Consider the following 19,194-nt stretch of genomic DNA (forward strand, 5'->3'; position numbering starts at 1 on the left):
TAACATCTTTAACCAAAAATATCATTTATGAATAACTCCCGCAGAGACTTTATCAAAACAACAGCATTGGCTTCCTTTGGAGCACTTGTTTTACCTCATTCTTTATTTGCCTATTCAAAAGGCTTTACAACAGATAAAAAAGTAAGGGTTGGTTTTATAGGAGTCGGACTACGGGGACAGGAGCATGTAAAATTACTGGCCAAAAGAGACGATGTTGAAATTGTAGCTTTTGCTGATCCCAGTACAATCATGTTATCTGCCAGTCAGAAAATATTAAAAGATAACAGTAAGCCTGCCGCACGGGAATTTTCAAACGGTGAATACGATTACAGAAATCTTTTAAAACTTAACAATATTGATGCTGTTGTTATTGCCACTCCCTGGGAATGGCATCTTACACAAGGTGTAGAAGCAATGAAGGCAAAAAAGATTGTTGGAATGGAGGTTTCCGGAGCTATAAAGCTTGAAGATTGCTGGGAGTTTGTAAAAACTTATGAGGAAACAAAAGTTCCTATCTTTATGATGGAAAATGTATGTTATCGACGCGATGTAATGGCTATCTTAAACATGGTCCGTAAAGGGATGTTTGGAGAGCTGGTTCATGGAAGGGGTGGCTATCAGCATGATCTTCGTGGAGTTTTATTTAATGATGGTGTTACTCCTTACAATTCCGGACCTGAATTTGGAGAAAAAGGCTTTAGTGAAGCGAAATGGAGAACGGAGCATTATGTAAAAAGAAATGCAGAACTTTACCCTACTCACGGATTAGGCCCTATCTCTATGATGATGGACATCAACCGTGGAAACCGATTAACCAGGTTATCATCATTTTCTTCAAAAGCACTTGGTCTGCACAAGTATATTGTGGAACATCCTAAAGGTGGTGAAAATCATCCAAGTGCCAAAGTGAAATTTAATCAGGGAGATGTTGTAACCACGCAGATAGCATGTGCCAACGGGGAAACTATTCTTCTCACTCATGATACAAGCTTACAAAGACCTTATGACCTTGGATTCAGAGTGCAGGGAACCGATGGAATCTGGCAGGATTTCGGATCCGGAGGAGCTGATCAGGGACACATTTATTTTGAAAAAACAATGAATCATACCCATAAATGGGACAATACTGAAAAATGGATCAAAGATTATGATCATCCGATGTGGAAGAATTTTGAAAGTAAGGCATCGGGAGCAGGACATGGAGGCATGGACTTTTTTGTAATGAACACTTTCATTGAATGTATTAAACGAAATATAGAATTTCCTATGGATGTATATGATTTGGCAACCTGGTATTCAATCACACCACTCAGCGAAAAATCAATTGCAAAACAAGGACAGGTAGTTGACATCCCCGATTTCACAAAAGGACAATGGAAAAGCCGTAAACCCGTATTTGGAATGACTGATGAATTCTAAAAAAACACTTCTTGTATTGGCCGGCGGTTTAGGCAGCCGGTATAAAGGACTCAAACAGATAGATGGAATATTAGACAACGGTTCTCCTATTCTTGAGTACTCTATTTATGATGCATTACAAGCCGGCTTTAATAAGGTGGTGGTAGTGATCAACCGCTTCATCCCCGAAAGTTACATGAAAAGGCTTGAAAGTATTTCTCAAAATTCCGGTTTTGAGCTGCAATGGGTCTATCAGGATATGGATAAATATCTACCTGAGGGATTTGATCATTCTGCCCGACAGAAACCTTGGGGAACAGGACACGCCGTACTTTGTGCAAAGCCATATATCCATGAGCCTTTTGTAATGATCAACGCTGATGATTTTTATGGAAAAGAAATTTACAAGCTTGCTTCAGGAGAAATAGACCGTAAGAGGATTTTAAGCTCACAGTTTGAACTCATTGCCTACCCTCTTTCTACTACTTTAAGTGATAACGGCACTGTAGCACGTGGATTATGTACTCTAGATTCAGAAGGTTTACTTATAAAAGTAGACGAACAAACTTCTATCAGAAAAGAGAATAATAACATTATCTATACTGAAAACGGAAAAGATATTAAAATAGATCCTGATACCCTGGTATCCATGAATTTTTTTGTTTTTCATCCCGCAGTTTTTGAAATTTTGGAGAATTACTTCACTGATTTTATACATTCTGATCCGCTACCCACTCAGGAATTTTACATACCCGCTGCCGTTCAGAAAATGAAGGAAGAAAAAGGAATAAAAATAACCGTTACAACATCGCCATCCCAATGGTTGGGAATGACCTATGCTGATGATAAAGGCATTTTAAAAAACTATCTTGAAACAGAAATCCAAAACCATCGATATCCAAAAAATTTATGGAACTCAATAGCATTATCCTAAAATTTATTGGCACTGATAATTGTACAGTCACTCCGATCAACAACGGATTGATTAATACTACTTATTGTGTGGAAAATAATGAAACCCGGGAAAAATATATTTTACAGAAAATTAATACACACGTCTTTAAGAAGCCGGAGCACGTCATTAACAATCATTTGAAAATAAACAAGGTCCTTCAGGAGGGTCAATATCACCTTGAGATTACACAACCGATTTCGGCATCTTCAGAGGAATTTTTAATCAAAGATGAAAATGGAGATTCATGGCGAATGACCAGCTTCATTGATAACAGCATTACCTTTCTTACTGTCCCTTCACCGGAAACAGCTTTTAAAGCAGCAAAAACTGTGGGTTATTTTCTTAGTGTCATTAATACCCAAACTCTTCCTCCTATTGAAGATCCATTACCAGGTTTTCTCAATTTTGAAAAGAGGCTGGCCGATTATAAGATTTCATTAGAAAGTGGGTCATCTTCTTTAAAAGAAAATGCAAAGGATGAAATAGAATTGATGAATCAATTCTTGTGGTTACCTGATCAATGGATCAAAATGCAACATAATGGTCAACTACCCAAAAGAATTGTTCATGCAGATGCGAAGATCAGTAATATTCTTTTTGATCAGAACCATGACCCAATGGCTGTAATTGACCTGGACACCATAATGATTTCTACAATCCTCTACGATTTTGGAACCATGATCCAATCTTACACCAACACGACTAATGAAGATGATGGAACAGCTCAGAATAATTTCAATCCCGAAATTTTCGAATCGGTAAAGGAAGGTTTTTTATTTCATCTTAAAGATCAGCTGGCTCCTGAAGAGTTAAAAAATCTTGACTATGCGGCACAGGTTGCCATCTATATTCAAGGTCTACGTTTCCTTACCGATTATTTAAATGGAAGTACTTATTATTCTACATCTTATCCGGAGCATAATCTTGACAGGACGAAGAATCAGCTGGAATTATTGAAGGGATTGAGGAATTATCTTGATTGTAATTGAATTATGTACTCATCATTTCAGTAAAGCTGTTGAAAAATAAACTACAAACCGAAGGTTCGACATAGTCAAAGTCACAAAAGTTTTTGAACACTTTGTCATTGCGAACCGAAGGTGAAGCAATCTCAATTAAAAAGTACACATAAGTTTTTTAAATCGAAAATTTCAATGTGCCTGATAGTAATAGCTTAGACTCCTACGGAATGACAACTTTATGCATAAAACCTCCTATTTGTCATTCTGAAATGGAACGAAGCGTAATGATGGAATCCAAATAAAGTAGAAAAGGATTTGTATTATCTGCCAAATCGGCGAGAACTAAAAATCTACAAAACCTATTAGCAAATCTGATCAATCTGTGAGAAGAAATACAACCACAAAAGTCACAAAAGTTTTTGAACACTTTAGTTATTTAAGTTTAATACATACAGCATAAAAAGTACACATAAGTTCTTTAAAAATCAAAGATTTTTAACTTAATAATATCTACTCTTCGTCCTATCATTGTGATTTGTTAGTAAATAAAATATTGAAACATGACAACGTCACTTCGAGTAGATTTTGAAAAATTGTATCGGGATGTTTTGAATAATCGGCTCAATCTCTTAGAAACCTTAGTCTATTTCAAAAACTCCAGAATCTTCACCCATTCTTCTAATTTCCTTTCAAATGAAACGGTATGCAGAGGACTTGTTGATGGCAACAGAATAACAGGAAGTCTAAAATTCTTCCCTAAAACTTTCAGTAAGTTTTTATAAGATTTTCCGCCATTTGAGTAGAGTGCTTTAATATTAGGATATCGCTCCAATAACTCCTCAATCTGATTGGCTTCTTCATCTCTGATTTCTGAATCAAGGCTTCCCTTTCGCTCACAGGTGTCGATGACATCCCAAAGTGCAATATGATGCTTCTTTAACACCTCAATTCTTGTTGCATAATCTTCGGTAAATTTTTCATCCAGCAATTCAAACATGATCTTCCAGAATTTATTCTGTGGATGTGCATAGTACTGCTGCATTTCTAAAGACTTTACTCCTGGAATAGAACCTAAAATCAGAATTTTAGATTGAGCGTCAATAATAGGAGGAAATGAGGAAATCCGGTTTTGCATACTTCAAATATATAAAATTTGGCTAAAGCCGTTTGAATGTTTTATAAATAAAAAAACGGGCTAAAGCCCGTTTCTATGGATGTTTAGAATTAAGATTAATTCATATTTATTTTATAGTGTTTCTTTCAACCAGTCAAAGAATTCTCTTTGCCATACCAAACCATTTTGAGGGTGAAGTACCCAGTGATTTTCATTGGGGAAGTATACTAATTTGGTTTTAAGACCTCTTAATTTTGCAGCCTGGAATGCTTCCTGACCTTGCTCATAAGGAACACGGTAATCAATACCCCCCTGGAAAATCATAATGGGTTTATTCCATTTTTCAACAAAATTACTAGGGTTGAATTCTGTATATGCCTTTGGAAGCGGTTTCTCCCATGGAGATCCTAAATCCCAGTTGGCAAACCAAAGCTCTTCCGTTGTCAGATACCATGATTTCATATCAAATAATCCATCGTGAGCGATAAATGTTTTGAATCTGTTATCGTGAATACCAGCCAGCATAAATACGCTATATCCACCATAACTTGCTCCTACTGCAGCTACTCTTCCCCCATCTACATAAGGTAAAGTTTTTGCATAATCTGTGGCAGCAAGATAGTCTCTCATCGGCTGTCCTCCCCAGTCTTTAGAAATTTCTTCATTCCATTTTGTTCCCCATCCTGGCATTCCTCTTCTGTTCGGAGCTACTACGATATATCCATTCGCTGTCATGAGAGCAAAGTTCCATCGTACACTGAAAAATTGAGTTAATGCAGATTGAGGACCTCCCTGACAGTATACTAAAGTCGGGTATTTTTTGTTGGGATCGAAGTTCGGTGGATAATGGAACCATACGCCCATTTCTTTTCCATCCGAAGTCTTTACCATTTTCAATTCAGATTTCCCCTGAGCTAATTTTGCATAGGCATCTTTATTAGCTTCCGTAACCTGCTTCATTTCTCCGTTTTTAATATTTACAGAGAATAATTCTGTAGCATGGTTCACATCAGTTCTGCCAACCAATAATGAATTTTTATTATCGGTAAAAATTTCATTGACATCAAAATCACCTTTTGTGATCTGCTGAACTTTGGCATTTTTAGGATCTAGAGAAAATAACTGTTTTGTTCCTCTGAACGCTGCAGTAAAATAAATTGTTTTAGAATCACCGCTCCAGAAAACATCCCCGGAAACACTTTCGTCCCAACCTTTTGTCAGGTTATCTGTTTTTCCGGACTTCCAGTCCATGATTTTTACATCATTTTTATCAGCTTCATAACCGTCTCTTTCCATACTCTGCCAAACCAATGATTTTCCATCGGGACTGAATTTTGGATTAAGGTCGTATCCTTTATTTGTTTCTGTTAAGTTCTTCGTACTACCCGAAGCCAGGTCATAAGCAAAAATATCTGTATTCGTGCTTGTTGAATATTCTTTTCCGCTTTTAGGTTTTGTTACATACAACAATTGAGAAGAATCCGGGCTCCAGATAAAATCTTCAGCTCCTCCAAATGGTCTCTGTGGAGAATCCCAGGTTTTCCCATCCAGTAAATCTTTTGATGATTCTACTTTATCCGATGTATTTACTACAAAAACGTGGTTGTATTTTCCTTCATTGTAATAATCCCAGTGTCTGTGGTTCAGATCCGTGTACACCTGTGCTGTTGTTTTAGGAGTATCACTGTATTTATCTTTCCCCATTAATTTTTCAACCAAAACCTGCTTACTGAAAGCGATTTTCTTACCATCCGGAGAAATTACAATGTTATCCACTTCACCAATGGTATAAAACTCTGTCCAGGTTTTACCATTATCTTTGGAAAGAAATATTTTATCTCCTTCCTGGGCATAGATCCCATTTTTATCCCATTGAATAAGTGATTTTTTACCAAGGTCTATTTTTGAAGATTGATTATTAAGAACATTAAGAAAATAGTTCTCGTTTTTTGTTTTTTCTGTTTTAAGATCTACCTGCCCTACTTTGTAAATAAGAGTGGACTGATCTGGTGAAACGGCCTGTACTCCCACTTTTTTCAAAGTCCAAAGAATTTCGGGCGTCATTAACTGTTGTGCATTCATTAAAAGTGGGGCTGCTAAAGCCAGCAGGCTGTACTTAAGTTTCATAAATTGCTGTTTAATTCAAAGATTGTCAAAGGTATGTAAATGTGTTTAAAATTCAAATTAAAGAAGTAGTTATAATTTATTATTTAATTAACTTTACCCTTAACCTTTAAAAACTGATTATCGTGAAAAAAACTCTACTCGCTATCTGCTGCTTTTCATCCTTATTTCTTCTCTCGCAAATAAACATGACTCCTATCGCAACCCATTACTACAATCCTTATCAGGTAACGGTTTCCGGAAATGGCACTATTTATTATACCACAGATGGTACCACTCCAACGCTGAGTTCCAGTTCAGGAATTAATAATGTACAGATCACAATCGACCAGAATAAGGAGATTAAAGCATTTTTAGTGAACGGGCAAGGAAGCACTTCAGCTATATTTACTACAAAATATTACACTGGGGCTATTCCGACAGCAAATATTTATTTTAAAGTTCCTTCTAACTGGACGAACGGAGGTTGTGCCATGATCGATATGGTAAATCCTAATTCAATTAATGGTTTCGTTATTGATACTTTCTGGCCTGGATTTTCAATGACAAATACAGGATGTGAAGGCTGGTACAAGCTTGTAAAAAATTTCGAAAAGGCAAATGTGAGCTTTAATAACTGTACTCCATCTTCAAATATTCCTACCAGCATCAGCACCAATCTGGTTCCAATGGGAAGTACAATATATTACGATTTTACGAACGGGGAAATCAGTAATCCCCCATCATGTCTCTTTTTGAACACAGATGAAACCAAAGCAAAAAATACGGCACTGATAAAAGTGTATCCTAATCCGGTTTCTGATGTCTTAAAAATTAGCAACATTAAAGATTTTAAAGATTATGAGATTATCGATGTAAGCGGGAAAATGATCTCTAAGAATCTGATTTCCTCAAATGAAATTCCTATTAGCCATCTGACTTCTGGGAATTATTTTATAAAATTAAAAGGTCCTCAGGGAAATGTTATTCTCTTACAATTCATTAAAAAATAAAAACAAAAAAATCCGTCAATTGAAACTGACGGATTTTTTTATATACTTTATTTTAAGGGCTTAGTCACCATCTGAGAACATAGAGTTCGCAAGAGAGGTAATCAGCGAAAGCGCAATACTGAAAATAAATGCCCACCAGAAACCATCTACGACCATACTGTCGATAAAATAATCAGCCAGAAGAATAATCAGTGCATTAATTACCAAGGCAAATAATCCTAGAGTAATAATCGTTAAAGGAAGTCCAAAAAGACTTAAAATAGGTTTGACAAATAAGTTTAAAAGGCCTAAAACAACAGCAAAAATAATAGCGGCTGAAAAGCCTTCAAAATGTACTCCCGGTAAAATTTTCGTTAAAAGAAACGCAACAACCGCAGTGATAAGTAAACGGATAATTAAGTTCATATGTTAATATTTTTTATAGTTTGTATACAACTATCAAAACTCATTCCATAGAATGCCCATTTGAATGATTAATAAAAGTCTTTATTCATAGGGATTGCTAAAGTTTCGGTTTTCAATTAAATAAGGGAAAACACCTATTTTTCAAAAATGGGTATTTTCCCTTTGCGTTATCCTTTTTTTATTCATGAATTTTATTCCAGCAAACCCTTAAAACTTAAAATCATGGACAACACACACATTAGTAATCTCACCAGAGTGGATGCAGGAAAGGATTCTTCATGGCATATCCACAAAGACCATCTGAAGTATGGTTCTATTCAACAAACGAGAGTTGATTTTAATGGTCGAAGCCTAAAAAAAATCATGGAAAAAATTGCGGACAATGCACCTATTAACGCACCCTACTTAAAATCTGAGGAACAAAAGCATTATTATGAAGAATGCCTTACCTGGATTGAAAACAATTATGATTAATCAATTTTTTAAAATGGACAAATTGCCTAAGGAATCCTTAGGCAATTGTTTTCAGCAATGTTATTACTGAATATGAAGAATATAATAAGTTATTTTACTCGGGCATAAAGACCTTTCTTTTTAAGAAAGTCAATAAGCTCTTTGGGTCTGTCTGTTTGGATGATGTTGATATTATTTTTTACAAACCATTCATAAGCGTCAGGATTTTCCAGTACCAGATCATCATTATGACCCGCACTTTGTTGTGGCCACAGAGAATTGACCCAAACCCGTGCACCCTTTTGCTGAATTTCTTTAAAATTGATCAGGTGACTTTCATCAGATCCTAAAGTCAATTCAAAGCCATAAACTTTATAGTTGTTCAAATAGCTGTTGATTTTTGGCCATCCTTCATCACTAGCTAATCTCACAATTGGCATATAATGAATCTCATTTTTAATAGCTCCATATTTTTTATTGAATTCGTCATAGGTGGCTGTTCCTTTGAAAAGAACCTCATCTAAAATATTTCTTTTCTTAAGAATGGGATAAACCAGCTCAAAGTAATCAAATGCCTTATCTAAATTGATAAAAACTTTCCCTTTCGTAACATCTAAAATTTCCTCCAGGGTGGGAACTTTCATTTGCGTGGGAACACCCAGTCCATCTCTGAGATTCAGCTTTTTAATTTCTTCCAAAGTATAATCCGAAGGTTTTCCTTTTCCTGTTGTCGTTCTGTCTATTGTATTATCATGCATCAGGATCAATACATTATCTTTGGTAAGCGCCAGATCTATCTCCACCATATTGATCCCTTTTTCAATCGCTTTTTTTACCGCCATCACAGAATTTTCCGGAGCTTCTCTCCAATCTGCACGGTGAGCGACTACCATAATTTTATCTTTTGGAAATTTTGAAAGTGAAATGCTGTTTTGTCCCAGAACAAATCCGGAAATGAGCAAAAGTAGATATATGAATTTATTAGTTTTCATATTTTAAATGTTTTAATTTTAAATATTGAATTAATGCTTCGGGTCTGTCCGTTTGGATAATCTGAGCCCCTTTTCTGATCATCCAGCCCCAGTTTTCATCCGGATGGTCAATGGCTTTGTCATCATCATGACCTGCACAGAGTTCCGGCCATAAAGCATTGATCCAGATGAGTGAATGAGTACCACGAATAAGCTTTAATAGCTCATCTGCTTTTGGTGTCTCATCTTTAATGATCACTTCATAAGCAGCTGGATTGAAAATTTTAGAAAAATCTTTGATGTATTCAGCAGGATTAAGTACCTCATCTCTTTGATAAATACTGTAATCCTCCGGCCATACCATCGGCATATAGATTATATGGTCCAATTTATTTCCCACTTCTTTTTTTAATTCCGCAGCCTTTTTATTTCCTTTCAGGATAATTTGTTCAGTGGTTCCTGTCTTTTCTGTCAGCAGTCTTACCTCTTCAATAAAATCCCATCCTTTGTCAAGGTTCAGCATGATTCTTTTTCCTTTAATAAAATTGAGTACTTCTTCAAGGGTAGGAATTTTCTCTTTTGTTGACATACCTGCTCCGTTCTTAAGAAACAAAGATTGTATTTTAGGAAGTGATGTTTGAGAGATTTCGCCTTTACCTGTGGTTGTACGATCCAGCTTTTTATCGTGCATGACGATCAATTGCCCGTCTTTTGTTTTCTGCAAATCAATTTCAACAATATCTACTCCCATTTTTATAGCACTTTCTATCGCCTTGATTGAGTTTTCAGGATAATTCCTCCAATCCCCTCGGTGAGCAACCACCAATATTTTATCCTTTGGAATTCCCTGTTTGAAATAATTGGTTTGGGCAACACTCAACTGAACGATTAAAAGCCCTAGCATCAAACCTGCCTTTTTTATATAATTTAAATTATTCATTGTAACGGTATTTTAATTAATAACCCGGATTCTGTTTGATCGCAGGATCAGTGTTGATCTGTCCCTGGGGAACAGGCATCAGAAGGTTAAAATCCTTAATCACTGCGGTATTATAACCTGGTGTATTCTGAAAATGTGTGGTCATCACAGATACTGCTTTTCCAGTCCGAACCAGATCAAACCATCGGTGGCCTTCACCAACCAATTCTTTTCTTCTTTCTAAAGCAACCTCATCCAATAGCTTTTGCTGATCCATAAGATTTACCAGACCCACACCAGCTCTGGCTTTAATTTTATTCAGATACAAATTTGAATTGGTAAAATCATTGGCTTTTGCATAGCATTCCGCCATTAAAAGATAAACATCTGCCAAACGTAGAACGACTACATTACTTCCTCCATCGGCAACGGCATCGGATGTTTTCACTAATTTTTTACTATAAGGGATTCCATTTGGAGTAAGTCCCACAAAGGCATTTCTCCGGGAATCTCCGGAACCAAAAATGGCATATACTTCTTTTGTAGGAAGGTTATGCCCCTTTGCTCCTGATACAAAACCTGAAGGACTGAACATCTGATAGGCCTGGCTTCCTTCTGTATTTCCATTTAAGCCCGAAGTGAACTGAACATCAAAAATAATTTCAGCATTATTCTTATTCGTTGGATCAAAAATTTTGGTTACATCAGAAAGCAGACTGTATCCCAAAGGTTCAACTTGTTGCAGATAGGGTAATGCTTCGGCATATTTATTTCTTGTTATTAAAACTTTACCCAGCATTCCAAGGGCTGCCCCCTTTGTAACCCTACCTTTCTGGGAGGCCGTAGCAGGGAGTAGATCTATCGATGCTTTAAGTTCGGTTTCAATAAAATTATACACGGTTTCTGCAGAAGTTCTCCCCTGTCCGAAATATTCATTGACATCCGTTGTTTCCTTTGTCACCAATGGTACATCCCCAAAAATCCTTACCAGATTGAAATACATGAGTGCTCTTAAAAACTTCATTTCTCCGGTTCTGGCATTTTTACGGGACTGATCCATTGTGATCCCGCCAATTCTGTTGAGTACAATATTTGCCTGCTGAATTCCCACATAATGATCTTTCCAGGTACTGCTTAACAAAGAATTATTGGGCTGGATGGTAAAAAAATCAAATTCACCATAGGTAAAACTGTCATTAGCAGGAACCTCATCATAGGTATTATCAGACGGGATCTCTCCAATAGCAAGCATAGCCAGCTGATATTCCCCATTGTATTGCAATGAAGCATAAACTGCGTTCACTCCCTGCTCAAGCTGGGCCTCATCCTGATAAAAATTAGCCGTTACTTTGGTACTTTCCGGTGACGTATTCAACAGGTCTGAAGAACACGATTGTAATAAGAAAAGACCTAATAATGGAATATATAATTTATTCATTTTTTTTAATTTTATTAATTGAATCTGTGATTAAAATTTCATGTTCATTCCAAACGAAAACACTTTAGCAACAGGATAATATCCGCTGTCATAGCCTTGGGTTAATATGCTGTCTGAATTGGCATCCAGGTTTTGTCCCCTGTAAGAAGTGAATGTCAAAAGATTATTTCCTACAAAATAGACCTGAATAGATTTTACTTTTAAAGCAGAGACCAATTGCTCAGGAAGGTTGTATGCTAATTTTAATGACCTCAGACGAACATAATCTCCATTTTTAAAAAAAATATTGGATGTCCTTGCTTCCTTTCGGTTGTTTGAAAAGTTCATATTGGGCATTGCGTAAATTCCGTCCGGATTGGTTACCGGATTGTATCTGTTATCGAAATAATATTGTGATGGAACCCCAAATCCTTCTCCGGATTCAGCGACACTCACCATGTCTCCATTGTATATTTTCCGTCCCAGCTCACTGTACAATGTAAAATTCAGTTCGAAGTTTTTATACCGGAAAGAATTGGTAAACCCTAAAACATATTTGGGAATTCCCGAACCAAAGCTTTTTTTGTCATCGGCATCTATTTTTCCATCCTTATTCAGGTCTTCCATGATATAATCTCCCACCATCGTTCCTGAAATATGTGGCGAGTTATCAATTTGCGCCTGGGTCTTATAGACGCCTATAATATTGTATCCATACATTTCTGCAATAGACTGCCCTACCTTCGTAATAGCAAAATTATTAGCTCCTGCAACAATCTGGGTTTGTCCATTTGCCAGAGCCAACACTTTATTTTTATTCATTGAGAAGCTGAAATTATTTGAATACTCAAAGCTTTCTCCAATATGAACCGGTTTTAGCGACAGCTGAACTTCCAACCCATTGTTTCTTAACTTTCCAATATTCTGTAAAGATGTGCTGTATCCTGATTGCTGAGGAACCGGTACATCCAACAATAAGCCATCCCTGTTCAGGATGTAATAATCAGCTGAAACATTCAGGTATTTATTAAAAAGTCCGAAGTCAATTCCAAAGTTTTTAGATTCAGATTTTTCCCATGAAATATTAGGATTAGGAGCTGTAGAAGAGCGGTATCCCGGCGCCAATATTCCACCAAACACATAATTTTCCTGCGCCATTAAAGAAAGAGCCCCAAAATTCGGGATCTGGTTATTCCCGTTGCTTCCTACACTAAATCTTAGTTTCAATGGATCTAGGAATTTATTTTTGGGAAAGAAGTTTTCGTTACTTAAAGTCCATCCCAGAGAGAGTGCATAAAAATCACCCCATTTTGTATTCACTCCAAAACGTGAAGAACCGTCTCTTCTGTAAGACGCCATAAAGCTATACTTCCCTTGATAAGAATAATTAAATCTTGAAAAATAAGAAATCAGAGCCCATTTATACTGGTCTACATCTACCTTAAAAGAAGTCCCGCCTCCGATATTTGTGATACTGTTATCAGGGAATCCGGCTGCTAGTGTAGTTACCTTATTGGATTCCTCCTGTTGATAGGATTGTCCTGCAATAACGTTGAAGGAATGATCGTTGATCTTTTTGTCATAGGTAAGTAAGTTTTCAATCAGGTAATTTTTGGTAATATATTCCGTTCTGCTCGCTGTGGTCACGTCAGGTGCTGCAGTTCTATAGCTTCCCACTGTTGAAGGGTCGAAGAAATTGTATTCATAGCTTGTGTAATCACCACCAGCAGAAACTTTATATTTAAAATCTTTTAGAAAGTTCCATTCCCCGAATATATTCCCGAATGTTTTAAACAATGTATATTTCCTTTTTGTCATTTCTGCTACTGCCAGTGGGTTTTCCACCAGTGCTCCATCAGTTGGCGTATTCGCTTTTATTTGTTGGGAGATAAGTAAATTCCCGTTCGCATCCCTGGGGGCAAAAAACGGATACATGGTTGTTGCCATCTGTATGAGGTTATAAGTACGTCCCCCATTTACCATATCAAAAAGACTTCCCTGCGCAAAAGACGGCGTCATAGAAACTCCGAATTTCAGTTTATCACTGATATTGGTGACCAGATTGATATTCCCTGAGTACTTTTCATAATCAGTTCCTATTAATATTCCCTTCTGGTTCAGATAACTTCCTGTGAAAGAATATTTTGTTTTATCATTGCCACCCAACACATTCAATGAGGTATTGCTCATCGGGGCAGGCTTCAGAACTGTTGAATACCAGTCTGTATCTGTCAGTCCTTTTTCTTTATTTAAATAAGGGGTAAGATAATCGGGAAGTAATTCTCTTAAGGTAGCTCCTTTAGAAATCCGGGTAGCATTGTCATCGGAAGCACTCCTGTTTGCTCCTTTGGACAGATAATTATTATCACGGGCCTCTTTCATAAAAGTAGCCATATCGTAAGCATTCACGAATTTCTCATTATCACTTCTGGTTTGTATTCCATAATAAGAGTCCAGAGTAAACTCCAACTTACCTTTTTTCCCTTCTTTGGTTTGAATCAACACAACTCCATTAGCCCCTCTCGATCCATAAATAGCTGTAGATGCAGCATCCTTCAGGATATCAATTGTTGCAATGGAATTCGGATCGATAGAGTTAAGGTTAGTCCCTTCCGTAAGAGGAAATCCATCCACCACAATAAGAGGATTTGCACCTGCTGTAAGTGTTCCAATACCCCGGATCCTAATATTGGGTGAAGCTCCGGGATTGGCATTAGCCTGAGTGATCTGAATCCCTGTCGCTTTTCCTGCAATCATATCACCGAAATTCCCGGAAGCAACGCCCTTCAGGTCTTTTTCGCCGATGGAAGCAATAGCCCCCGAAATATCTTTTTTATTTTGTTTTCCATACCCTATTAATACCACTTCTTCAATTTTCTTTTCCTTTTCAGGAATGGTATCATTTTTTGAAATATTGTTTTTAGTTACATTGTTCCGGGCAAATGTTTTGCCCGATGTTCTTCTTACTGTAACAACATTATTCTGTACGCTAAATTCTACAGGATAGTTTTTCTGTAAGTAATCAAGTGTATTTTGCAGGGAATTGTAGTCGATCTTCCTGTCATCGACCAGAATATCTTCAAGGTCTGAGACAGAATAAAATACCTGGGCTTTTGTTGTTTTGCTGAGCTTTTCCAGAACTTTGGTAATGGGGAGTTCTGCAGCAGCGTAAGAAGAATGTAAGTAAGGATGTATTTCTGACGCATAAGATAATTGGGCCGAGCACAAAATCCCAAGCATAGCAATACTAATTGCTGTTTTTTTCATAAATTCGCAAATGTTAATTTTTAAACTTTTACCGGTTTTTAAATTGAATAATCAGCATCGATACGCCAATATCGGTGCTTTTCTATTTTAATATGATTTCTTTTTCACTGGTCTTTTCTGGTTTAAGGTTAAACGGGTAGCTTATGACGGAAAGAACCTCATTAAGGTTTCCGGTGAATGCTCCGCTTACTTTTTTATTTTTAAACTGAACAGGATATGATATACTGATGTTGTAGGTCCTTTCCAATTGTTCTATCGCCTCAGAATAGGCAGCATGATCAAAAGTGAAACTCCTCTGTTTATCAGGATGATAAAAATGATAATCCTGCTTCCCATTATCATTGATCCAGATTTCTTTAGGAAGTAAATAAGTGATCGTTTTGCCATGTTCTATTTTCACTTTTCCTTCAAACAATTCAACCTTTTTTTCTGTAGACTTCTGGTCTAAGAAGAATTGTGTCCCCAGAACCTGAACATTAAATTCTCCGGCATTAATTCTAAATGGTCGTGCTTTGTCTTTTGCAACACTGAACTTTCCCTGTCCCACAAAAACCATTTTCCGGTCTTTTTCGCCAAAGCTTCGGTCCAGTGTAAGTGTACTGTACGGTTTCAGATCGACTGTACTTCCATCCGGCAGTTGAAATAATTTTCCCTTTTCCATGGTCTCATACACCAATATCCTTTCAGCTCCACGACCTGAAGTCTGAAATGTATTTTTAAAAATGATTAAAAGGGCAAAAAAGGGAATCAGTGCCGCGGCTATCCAATAGATTTTTTTTACAGACTTTCTTCTTTCGATCTTCTTTTCAATTCCTGTCCAGATCTTTCGATCGGTGATGTCATCTATTTTATTCTGTTCCTCAGTCGCTGATTTCCAGTTTTTCTCAAATTCTTCTTCTAAACTCATAAGTGCTATTCCTGATAAAGTTTACAAAGGTTATTTAATAGTAAATACGCAGAAATAGAAAATCGTAAACCTCATCTCCGGAGATTTAACAAATAGTTCATATTGGAAGCCGGAAAAGATTAGTGAAGATTAATTTTCAGAAAGCTGATCGCTTTATTGATATGTTTGCCAATGGCTACTTTGGAAATTTTATTTTCTTTAGCTAAATGGGAATAGCTGAGATTTTCAAGGGTATGCTGCATGAATAATTCTTTGGTTTTCCGGGGAAGTTGATCCAATAAAACTTCCATTCTGGAAATCTGCTCCTCTTTACCCGCCTCATCCGAAACCTCATCTTCTGTTTCCTGAATTATATGATGATCCGAAGGCACCATCTCCAGTTTATTTTTACGGTAAAAATTGGCAACCTCCTGTTTACTCGCTTTGAAAATAATTGCTTCTATTGAGGACGCATCATTCGCTTTGTCGATATGCTTCCACAGATGTACAAATATATCCTGCACAATATCTTCTACATCCTCATCTCTCTGGACGTATTTTCTGACGAAGAAATAAACTTTATGTTTATATTCAGAATATATTTTTTTGAATTGTGCCATTGTGCATCGGATAAAAACAGCCTCACAAAAATATCTATAATAAATTCATCTTGGATTAATGCTATGTTAATTTTCGTAATGGAGTCTGTATTCTATTCCGCCGAAACCGTAGATGCTCTATAGATCAATTCCGTTTCCATGATAATGGTCTGATCAGGAGATGCCGGATCTTTTATTTTTTCCAATATTAATTGGGCGGCAGTTTCACCCATTTTTTCCAAAGGCTGCTGAACTGTTGTCAATTGTGGGTGTACAATCGTCGCAAGTTCTGTCCCTGAAAAGCTTGCAATTGCTACTTCATCAGGAATTTTGATCTTCCGCTCATGAAGATAATTCATTGCTCCTATAGCCAGCGTATCGGAAAATGCAAAAATACTGTCAAACTGAACATTTTTATCCAACAGCTCCTGCACTGCCTTTCTACCGTCTTCGAAGGTCATTCCTTCTGTAGAAATAATAAGATCCGGATCAGTAAGATCATATTTAGCTAAGATGCGTTTGTATCCATTTGCTCTTTCAGTCACGTTTCTTATCGTTAATGGTCCCATAATATGGGCAATCCTTTTTCTACCGGTATTAATCAGGTGTTCTACAACCAACGAAGCTTTGATCTGATCGTCCACAATTACCTTGGATACTTGTAGTGATTTCCCAGGTATTCTATCAAAAAAAACCATTGGAATATCATTGCTGATCAGCTTTTTGTATAGCTCTTCATTAAGGCTTTCATGACAGAGGTTAATAATGATTCCATCAACATTAAATTCTTCTAAAAGCTTAAGATTTTCCCTTTCTGTCAATGGATTTTCGTCCGACTGTGTAATAATTACCCTATACCCTAAAGGATCTAAGATATTCTGAATCCCCTTAAGAACTTTTGATGAAAAAGGTGTAATCATTTCCGGAACAACCAATCCGATATTTTTCGATTTTCCGTACTTTAAATTCAATGCTGTTGAGTTCGGTTTATAGCCTAATTTCTCGGCAGCTTCCACGACCCTTTTTTGGGTCTCCGGATTTATATTTTTATCATTAAGCAGTGCTCTGGAGATCGTAGAGGTAGATAATGACAAAAATTTTGACAGATCTTTAATGGTTACACGCTTCATCGAGGGTCTTTTTTGTCAAAAATAACAAAAAAATAAGCAAATGGGAACGTTCCCAAATTCTGGGAACGTTCCCATTATCAATTTCATAACAAAAAAACACAAGCAATAGATTTATTAATATAAGTTTAGCAAATGATTAACATTTAATTAAAACTATACAACATGACTCCTACTTCTTATCAATATCAACGCGAAAATATCAGAACCGGTATCGTGCATATTGGTGTTGGAAATTTTCACAGAGCCCACCAGCAATATTATACCAACCTCCTTTTAGAAAATAAAGATCAGCAGCAATGGGGAATCTGTGGTATTGCATTACTTCCTTCCGACGAAAAAATAGTACAGGACCTGAGATCCCAAAATCTGGATTACACCCTTACGGTTTGTGGGAGGGACGGAAAAGATGAAGTCTATACGATCGGTTCTCTCACTGAATTAATCTGGGGGATAGAAGATCCTAAAGCTGTGATTGCAAAAATTGCTGATCCGGCGGTAAAGATCATCAGTTTAACGATTACAGAAGGAGGATACAATCTGGATAAGGAAACCAATGAATTCAATTTAAAAGATGAAAATATCCAATATGATTTAAAGAATCCTGTTACCCCTAAAACAGTTTTTGGATTTATTGCAGAAGGGCTAAGGCAACGTAAAAAAAATGATTCAGGCCGTATCACGATCCTTTCTTGTGACAATCTCCAGCATAACGGAAATACCGCTAAAAGAGCATTTACCACTTTTATAGAGGCTCAGGATCACAGTCTGGCAGACTGGGTAAAAACCAATGTTAGCTTTCCAAATAGCATGGTCGACAGGATTACCCCTGCCACTACTGCCCAGGATATTGAAAGGCTTAATCAAAAAAGTGGCTCGAACGATAAAGCACCTGTGTATTGTGAAGATTTCATCCAATGGGTTATTGAAGATCAATTCATAGCAGGAAGACCTGAATGGGAAAAAACAGGTGTAGAATTTACGGATGATGTTACTGCTTTTGAAAATATGAAATTGAGTCTTCTTAATGCTTCACACACCCTATTATCCTATCCCTCTTTTTTAAAAGGCCACCGTAAAGTCGATCAGGCAATGGAAGATGAAAGTATTGTGAGGCTGATCCGGGATTTTATGAACATTGATATCACGCCTTATGTCCCTGCACCTGCCCATACAGATTTAGATCTCTATAAGCAGACTTTGATCGAACGGTTTTCCAATCACAGTGTAAGTGACCAGGTCAGCAGGCTTTGTTTTGACGGGATCTCAAAATTTCCGGTGTACATCATGCATAATGTCATTAAAATGATCAATGATGATAAAGATCTCACCCGGATCGCTTTTCTTATCGCTTCTTACAGGCATTATTTAAAATACAAAACTGATGATAAAGGTTTTTCTTATGATATTGGTGAACCGTGGTTAACAAAGGATGACCAGGCCTTAATTAATAGCGATAAATCCGTTGATTTTTTGGATTTATCTCCTTTTAAAAGTATTGAATTAAAAAAGGTAAACGCATTTGTCAAATTGTATGATCAGTTTGTAAAGGACCTTAAAAATAATGGTGTCGCTCCTGTTTTAGAATCCATCTTAAATTAAAAG

The 19,194-nt window shown here is 36.8% G+C and carries 16 protein-coding genes; 6 read left to right on the top strand and 10 right to left on the bottom strand.

Translation table 11 applies throughout. The features are described 5' to 3' along the window. Positions 1-27 precede the first annotated feature (27 nt). From CEY12_RS07320 to CEY12_RS07330, 3 genes are read left to right on the top strand one after another with little or no spacing between them, the layout of a single operon-like run. Positions 28-1,419 (top strand): Gfo/Idh/MocA family protein, encoded by a 1,392-nt coding sequence (locus tag CEY12_RS07320; protein ID WP_089027066.1) that lies wholly within the window; start codon positions 28-30, stop codon positions 1,417-1,419. After that, the gene (locus CEY12_RS07325) at positions 1,409-2,332 is read left to right on the top strand and encodes an NDP-sugar synthase (protein WP_089027067.1); all 924 of its coding nucleotides are present in this window, start codon (positions 1,409-1,411) and stop codon (positions 2,330-2,332) included. Before CEY12_RS07320 ends, CEY12_RS07325 begins: the two co-directional genes overlap by 11 nt. Next, complete coding sequence (locus CEY12_RS07330; protein ID WP_089027068.1) at positions 2,308-3,342, top strand: phosphotransferase enzyme family protein; 1,035 nt, start codon at positions 2,308-2,310, stop codon at positions 3,340-3,342. Before CEY12_RS07325 ends, CEY12_RS07330 begins: the two co-directional genes overlap by 25 nt. A gap of 616 nt (positions 3,343-3,958) precedes the next feature. On the opposite strand, the gene CEY12_RS07335 is transcribed toward CEY12_RS07330, so the two are convergent. Together CEY12_RS07335 and CEY12_RS07340 are read right to left on the bottom strand one after the other, a co-directional pair. Next, positions 3,959-4,450: a DNA-deoxyinosine glycosylase gene (locus tag CEY12_RS07335; protein WP_089027069.1), complete on the bottom strand. Its 492-nt coding sequence runs from the start codon at positions 4,448-4,450 to the stop codon at positions 3,959-3,961. A gap of 111 nt (positions 4,451-4,561) precedes the next feature. Beyond that, entirely contained in the window at positions 4,562-6,556 is a 1,995-nt protein-coding gene (locus CEY12_RS07340) for a S9 family peptidase (protein ID WP_089027070.1), read from the bottom strand. Between the two features lie 122 nt (positions 6,557-6,678). Here CEY12_RS07340 and CEY12_RS07345 point away from each other — a divergent pair, with 122 nt between their 5' ends. Next, complete coding sequence (locus CEY12_RS07345) at positions 6,679-7,545, top strand: T9SS type A sorting domain-containing protein (protein ID WP_157676778.1); 867 nt, start codon at positions 6,679-6,681, stop codon at positions 7,543-7,545. Between the two features lie 60 nt (positions 7,546-7,605). On the opposite strand, the gene CEY12_RS07350 is transcribed toward CEY12_RS07345, so the two are convergent. Further along, entirely contained in the window at positions 7,606-7,950 is a 345-nt protein-coding gene (locus CEY12_RS07350; protein ID WP_089027072.1) for a phage holin family protein, read from the bottom strand. Between the two features lie 222 nt (positions 7,951-8,172). Between CEY12_RS07350 and CEY12_RS07355 the strand changes: the two genes are divergently transcribed. Further along, positions 8,173-8,424, top strand: a complete 252-nt coding sequence (locus CEY12_RS07355) for a hypothetical protein (protein WP_157676779.1) — start codon at positions 8,173-8,175, stop codon at positions 8,422-8,424. A gap of 89 nt (positions 8,425-8,513) precedes the next feature. Here CEY12_RS07355 and CEY12_RS07360 read toward each other — a convergent pair whose 3' ends face one another. The 7 genes from CEY12_RS07360 to CEY12_RS07390 form a co-directional block, all read right to left on the bottom strand. Then, complete coding sequence (locus CEY12_RS07360; RefSeq protein WP_089027074.1) at positions 8,514-9,395, bottom strand: glycerophosphodiester phosphodiesterase family protein; 882 nt, start codon at positions 9,393-9,395, stop codon at positions 8,514-8,516. Further along, the gene (locus CEY12_RS07365; protein WP_089027075.1) at positions 9,385-10,314 is read right to left on the bottom strand and encodes a glycerophosphodiester phosphodiesterase family protein; all 930 of its coding nucleotides are present in this window, start codon (positions 10,312-10,314) and stop codon (positions 9,385-9,387) included. The genes CEY12_RS07360 and CEY12_RS07365 overlap by 11 nt, the downstream gene beginning before the upstream one ends. Before the next feature lie 16 nt (positions 10,315-10,330). Continuing rightward, on the bottom strand, positions 10,331-11,731 hold the full coding sequence (locus CEY12_RS07370) for a RagB/SusD family nutrient uptake outer membrane protein (protein ID WP_089027076.1): 1,401 nt from the start codon (positions 11,729-11,731) through the stop codon (positions 10,331-10,333). Positions 11,732-11,761: 30 nt separating this feature from the next. Beyond that, positions 11,762-14,977 carry a SusC/RagA family TonB-linked outer membrane protein gene (locus tag CEY12_RS07375; protein ID WP_089027077.1) on the bottom strand — a complete coding sequence of 1,072 codons (3,216 nt, stop codon included), beginning with the start codon at positions 14,975-14,977 and terminating at the stop codon, positions 11,762-11,764. Between the two features lie 82 nt (positions 14,978-15,059). Beyond that, entirely contained in the window at positions 15,060-15,884 is an 825-nt protein-coding gene (locus CEY12_RS07380) for a FecR family protein (RefSeq protein WP_089027078.1), read from the bottom strand. Positions 15,885-16,003: 119 nt separating this feature from the next. Further along, positions 16,004-16,483 (bottom strand): RNA polymerase sigma factor, encoded by a 480-nt coding sequence (locus CEY12_RS07385; protein WP_089027079.1) that lies wholly within the window; start codon positions 16,481-16,483, stop codon positions 16,004-16,006. A gap of 92 nt (positions 16,484-16,575) precedes the next feature. Continuing rightward, positions 16,576-17,592, bottom strand: a complete 1,017-nt coding sequence (locus tag CEY12_RS07390) for a LacI family DNA-binding transcriptional regulator (protein ID WP_089027080.1) — start codon at positions 17,590-17,592, stop codon at positions 16,576-16,578. Positions 17,593-17,754: 162 nt separating this feature from the next. Here CEY12_RS07390 and CEY12_RS07395 point away from each other — a divergent pair, with 162 nt between their 5' ends. Beyond that, a complete protein-coding gene (locus tag CEY12_RS07395; RefSeq protein WP_089027081.1) occupies positions 17,755-19,191 on the top strand; it encodes a mannitol dehydrogenase family protein in 1,437 nt (478 codons plus the stop codon). Positions 19,192-19,194: the final 3 nt, after the last annotated feature.

The organism is Chryseobacterium sp. T16E-39 (assembly GCF_002216065.1).
Taxonomy (GTDB): Bacteria; Bacteroidota; Bacteroidia; order Flavobacteriales; family Weeksellaceae; genus Chryseobacterium.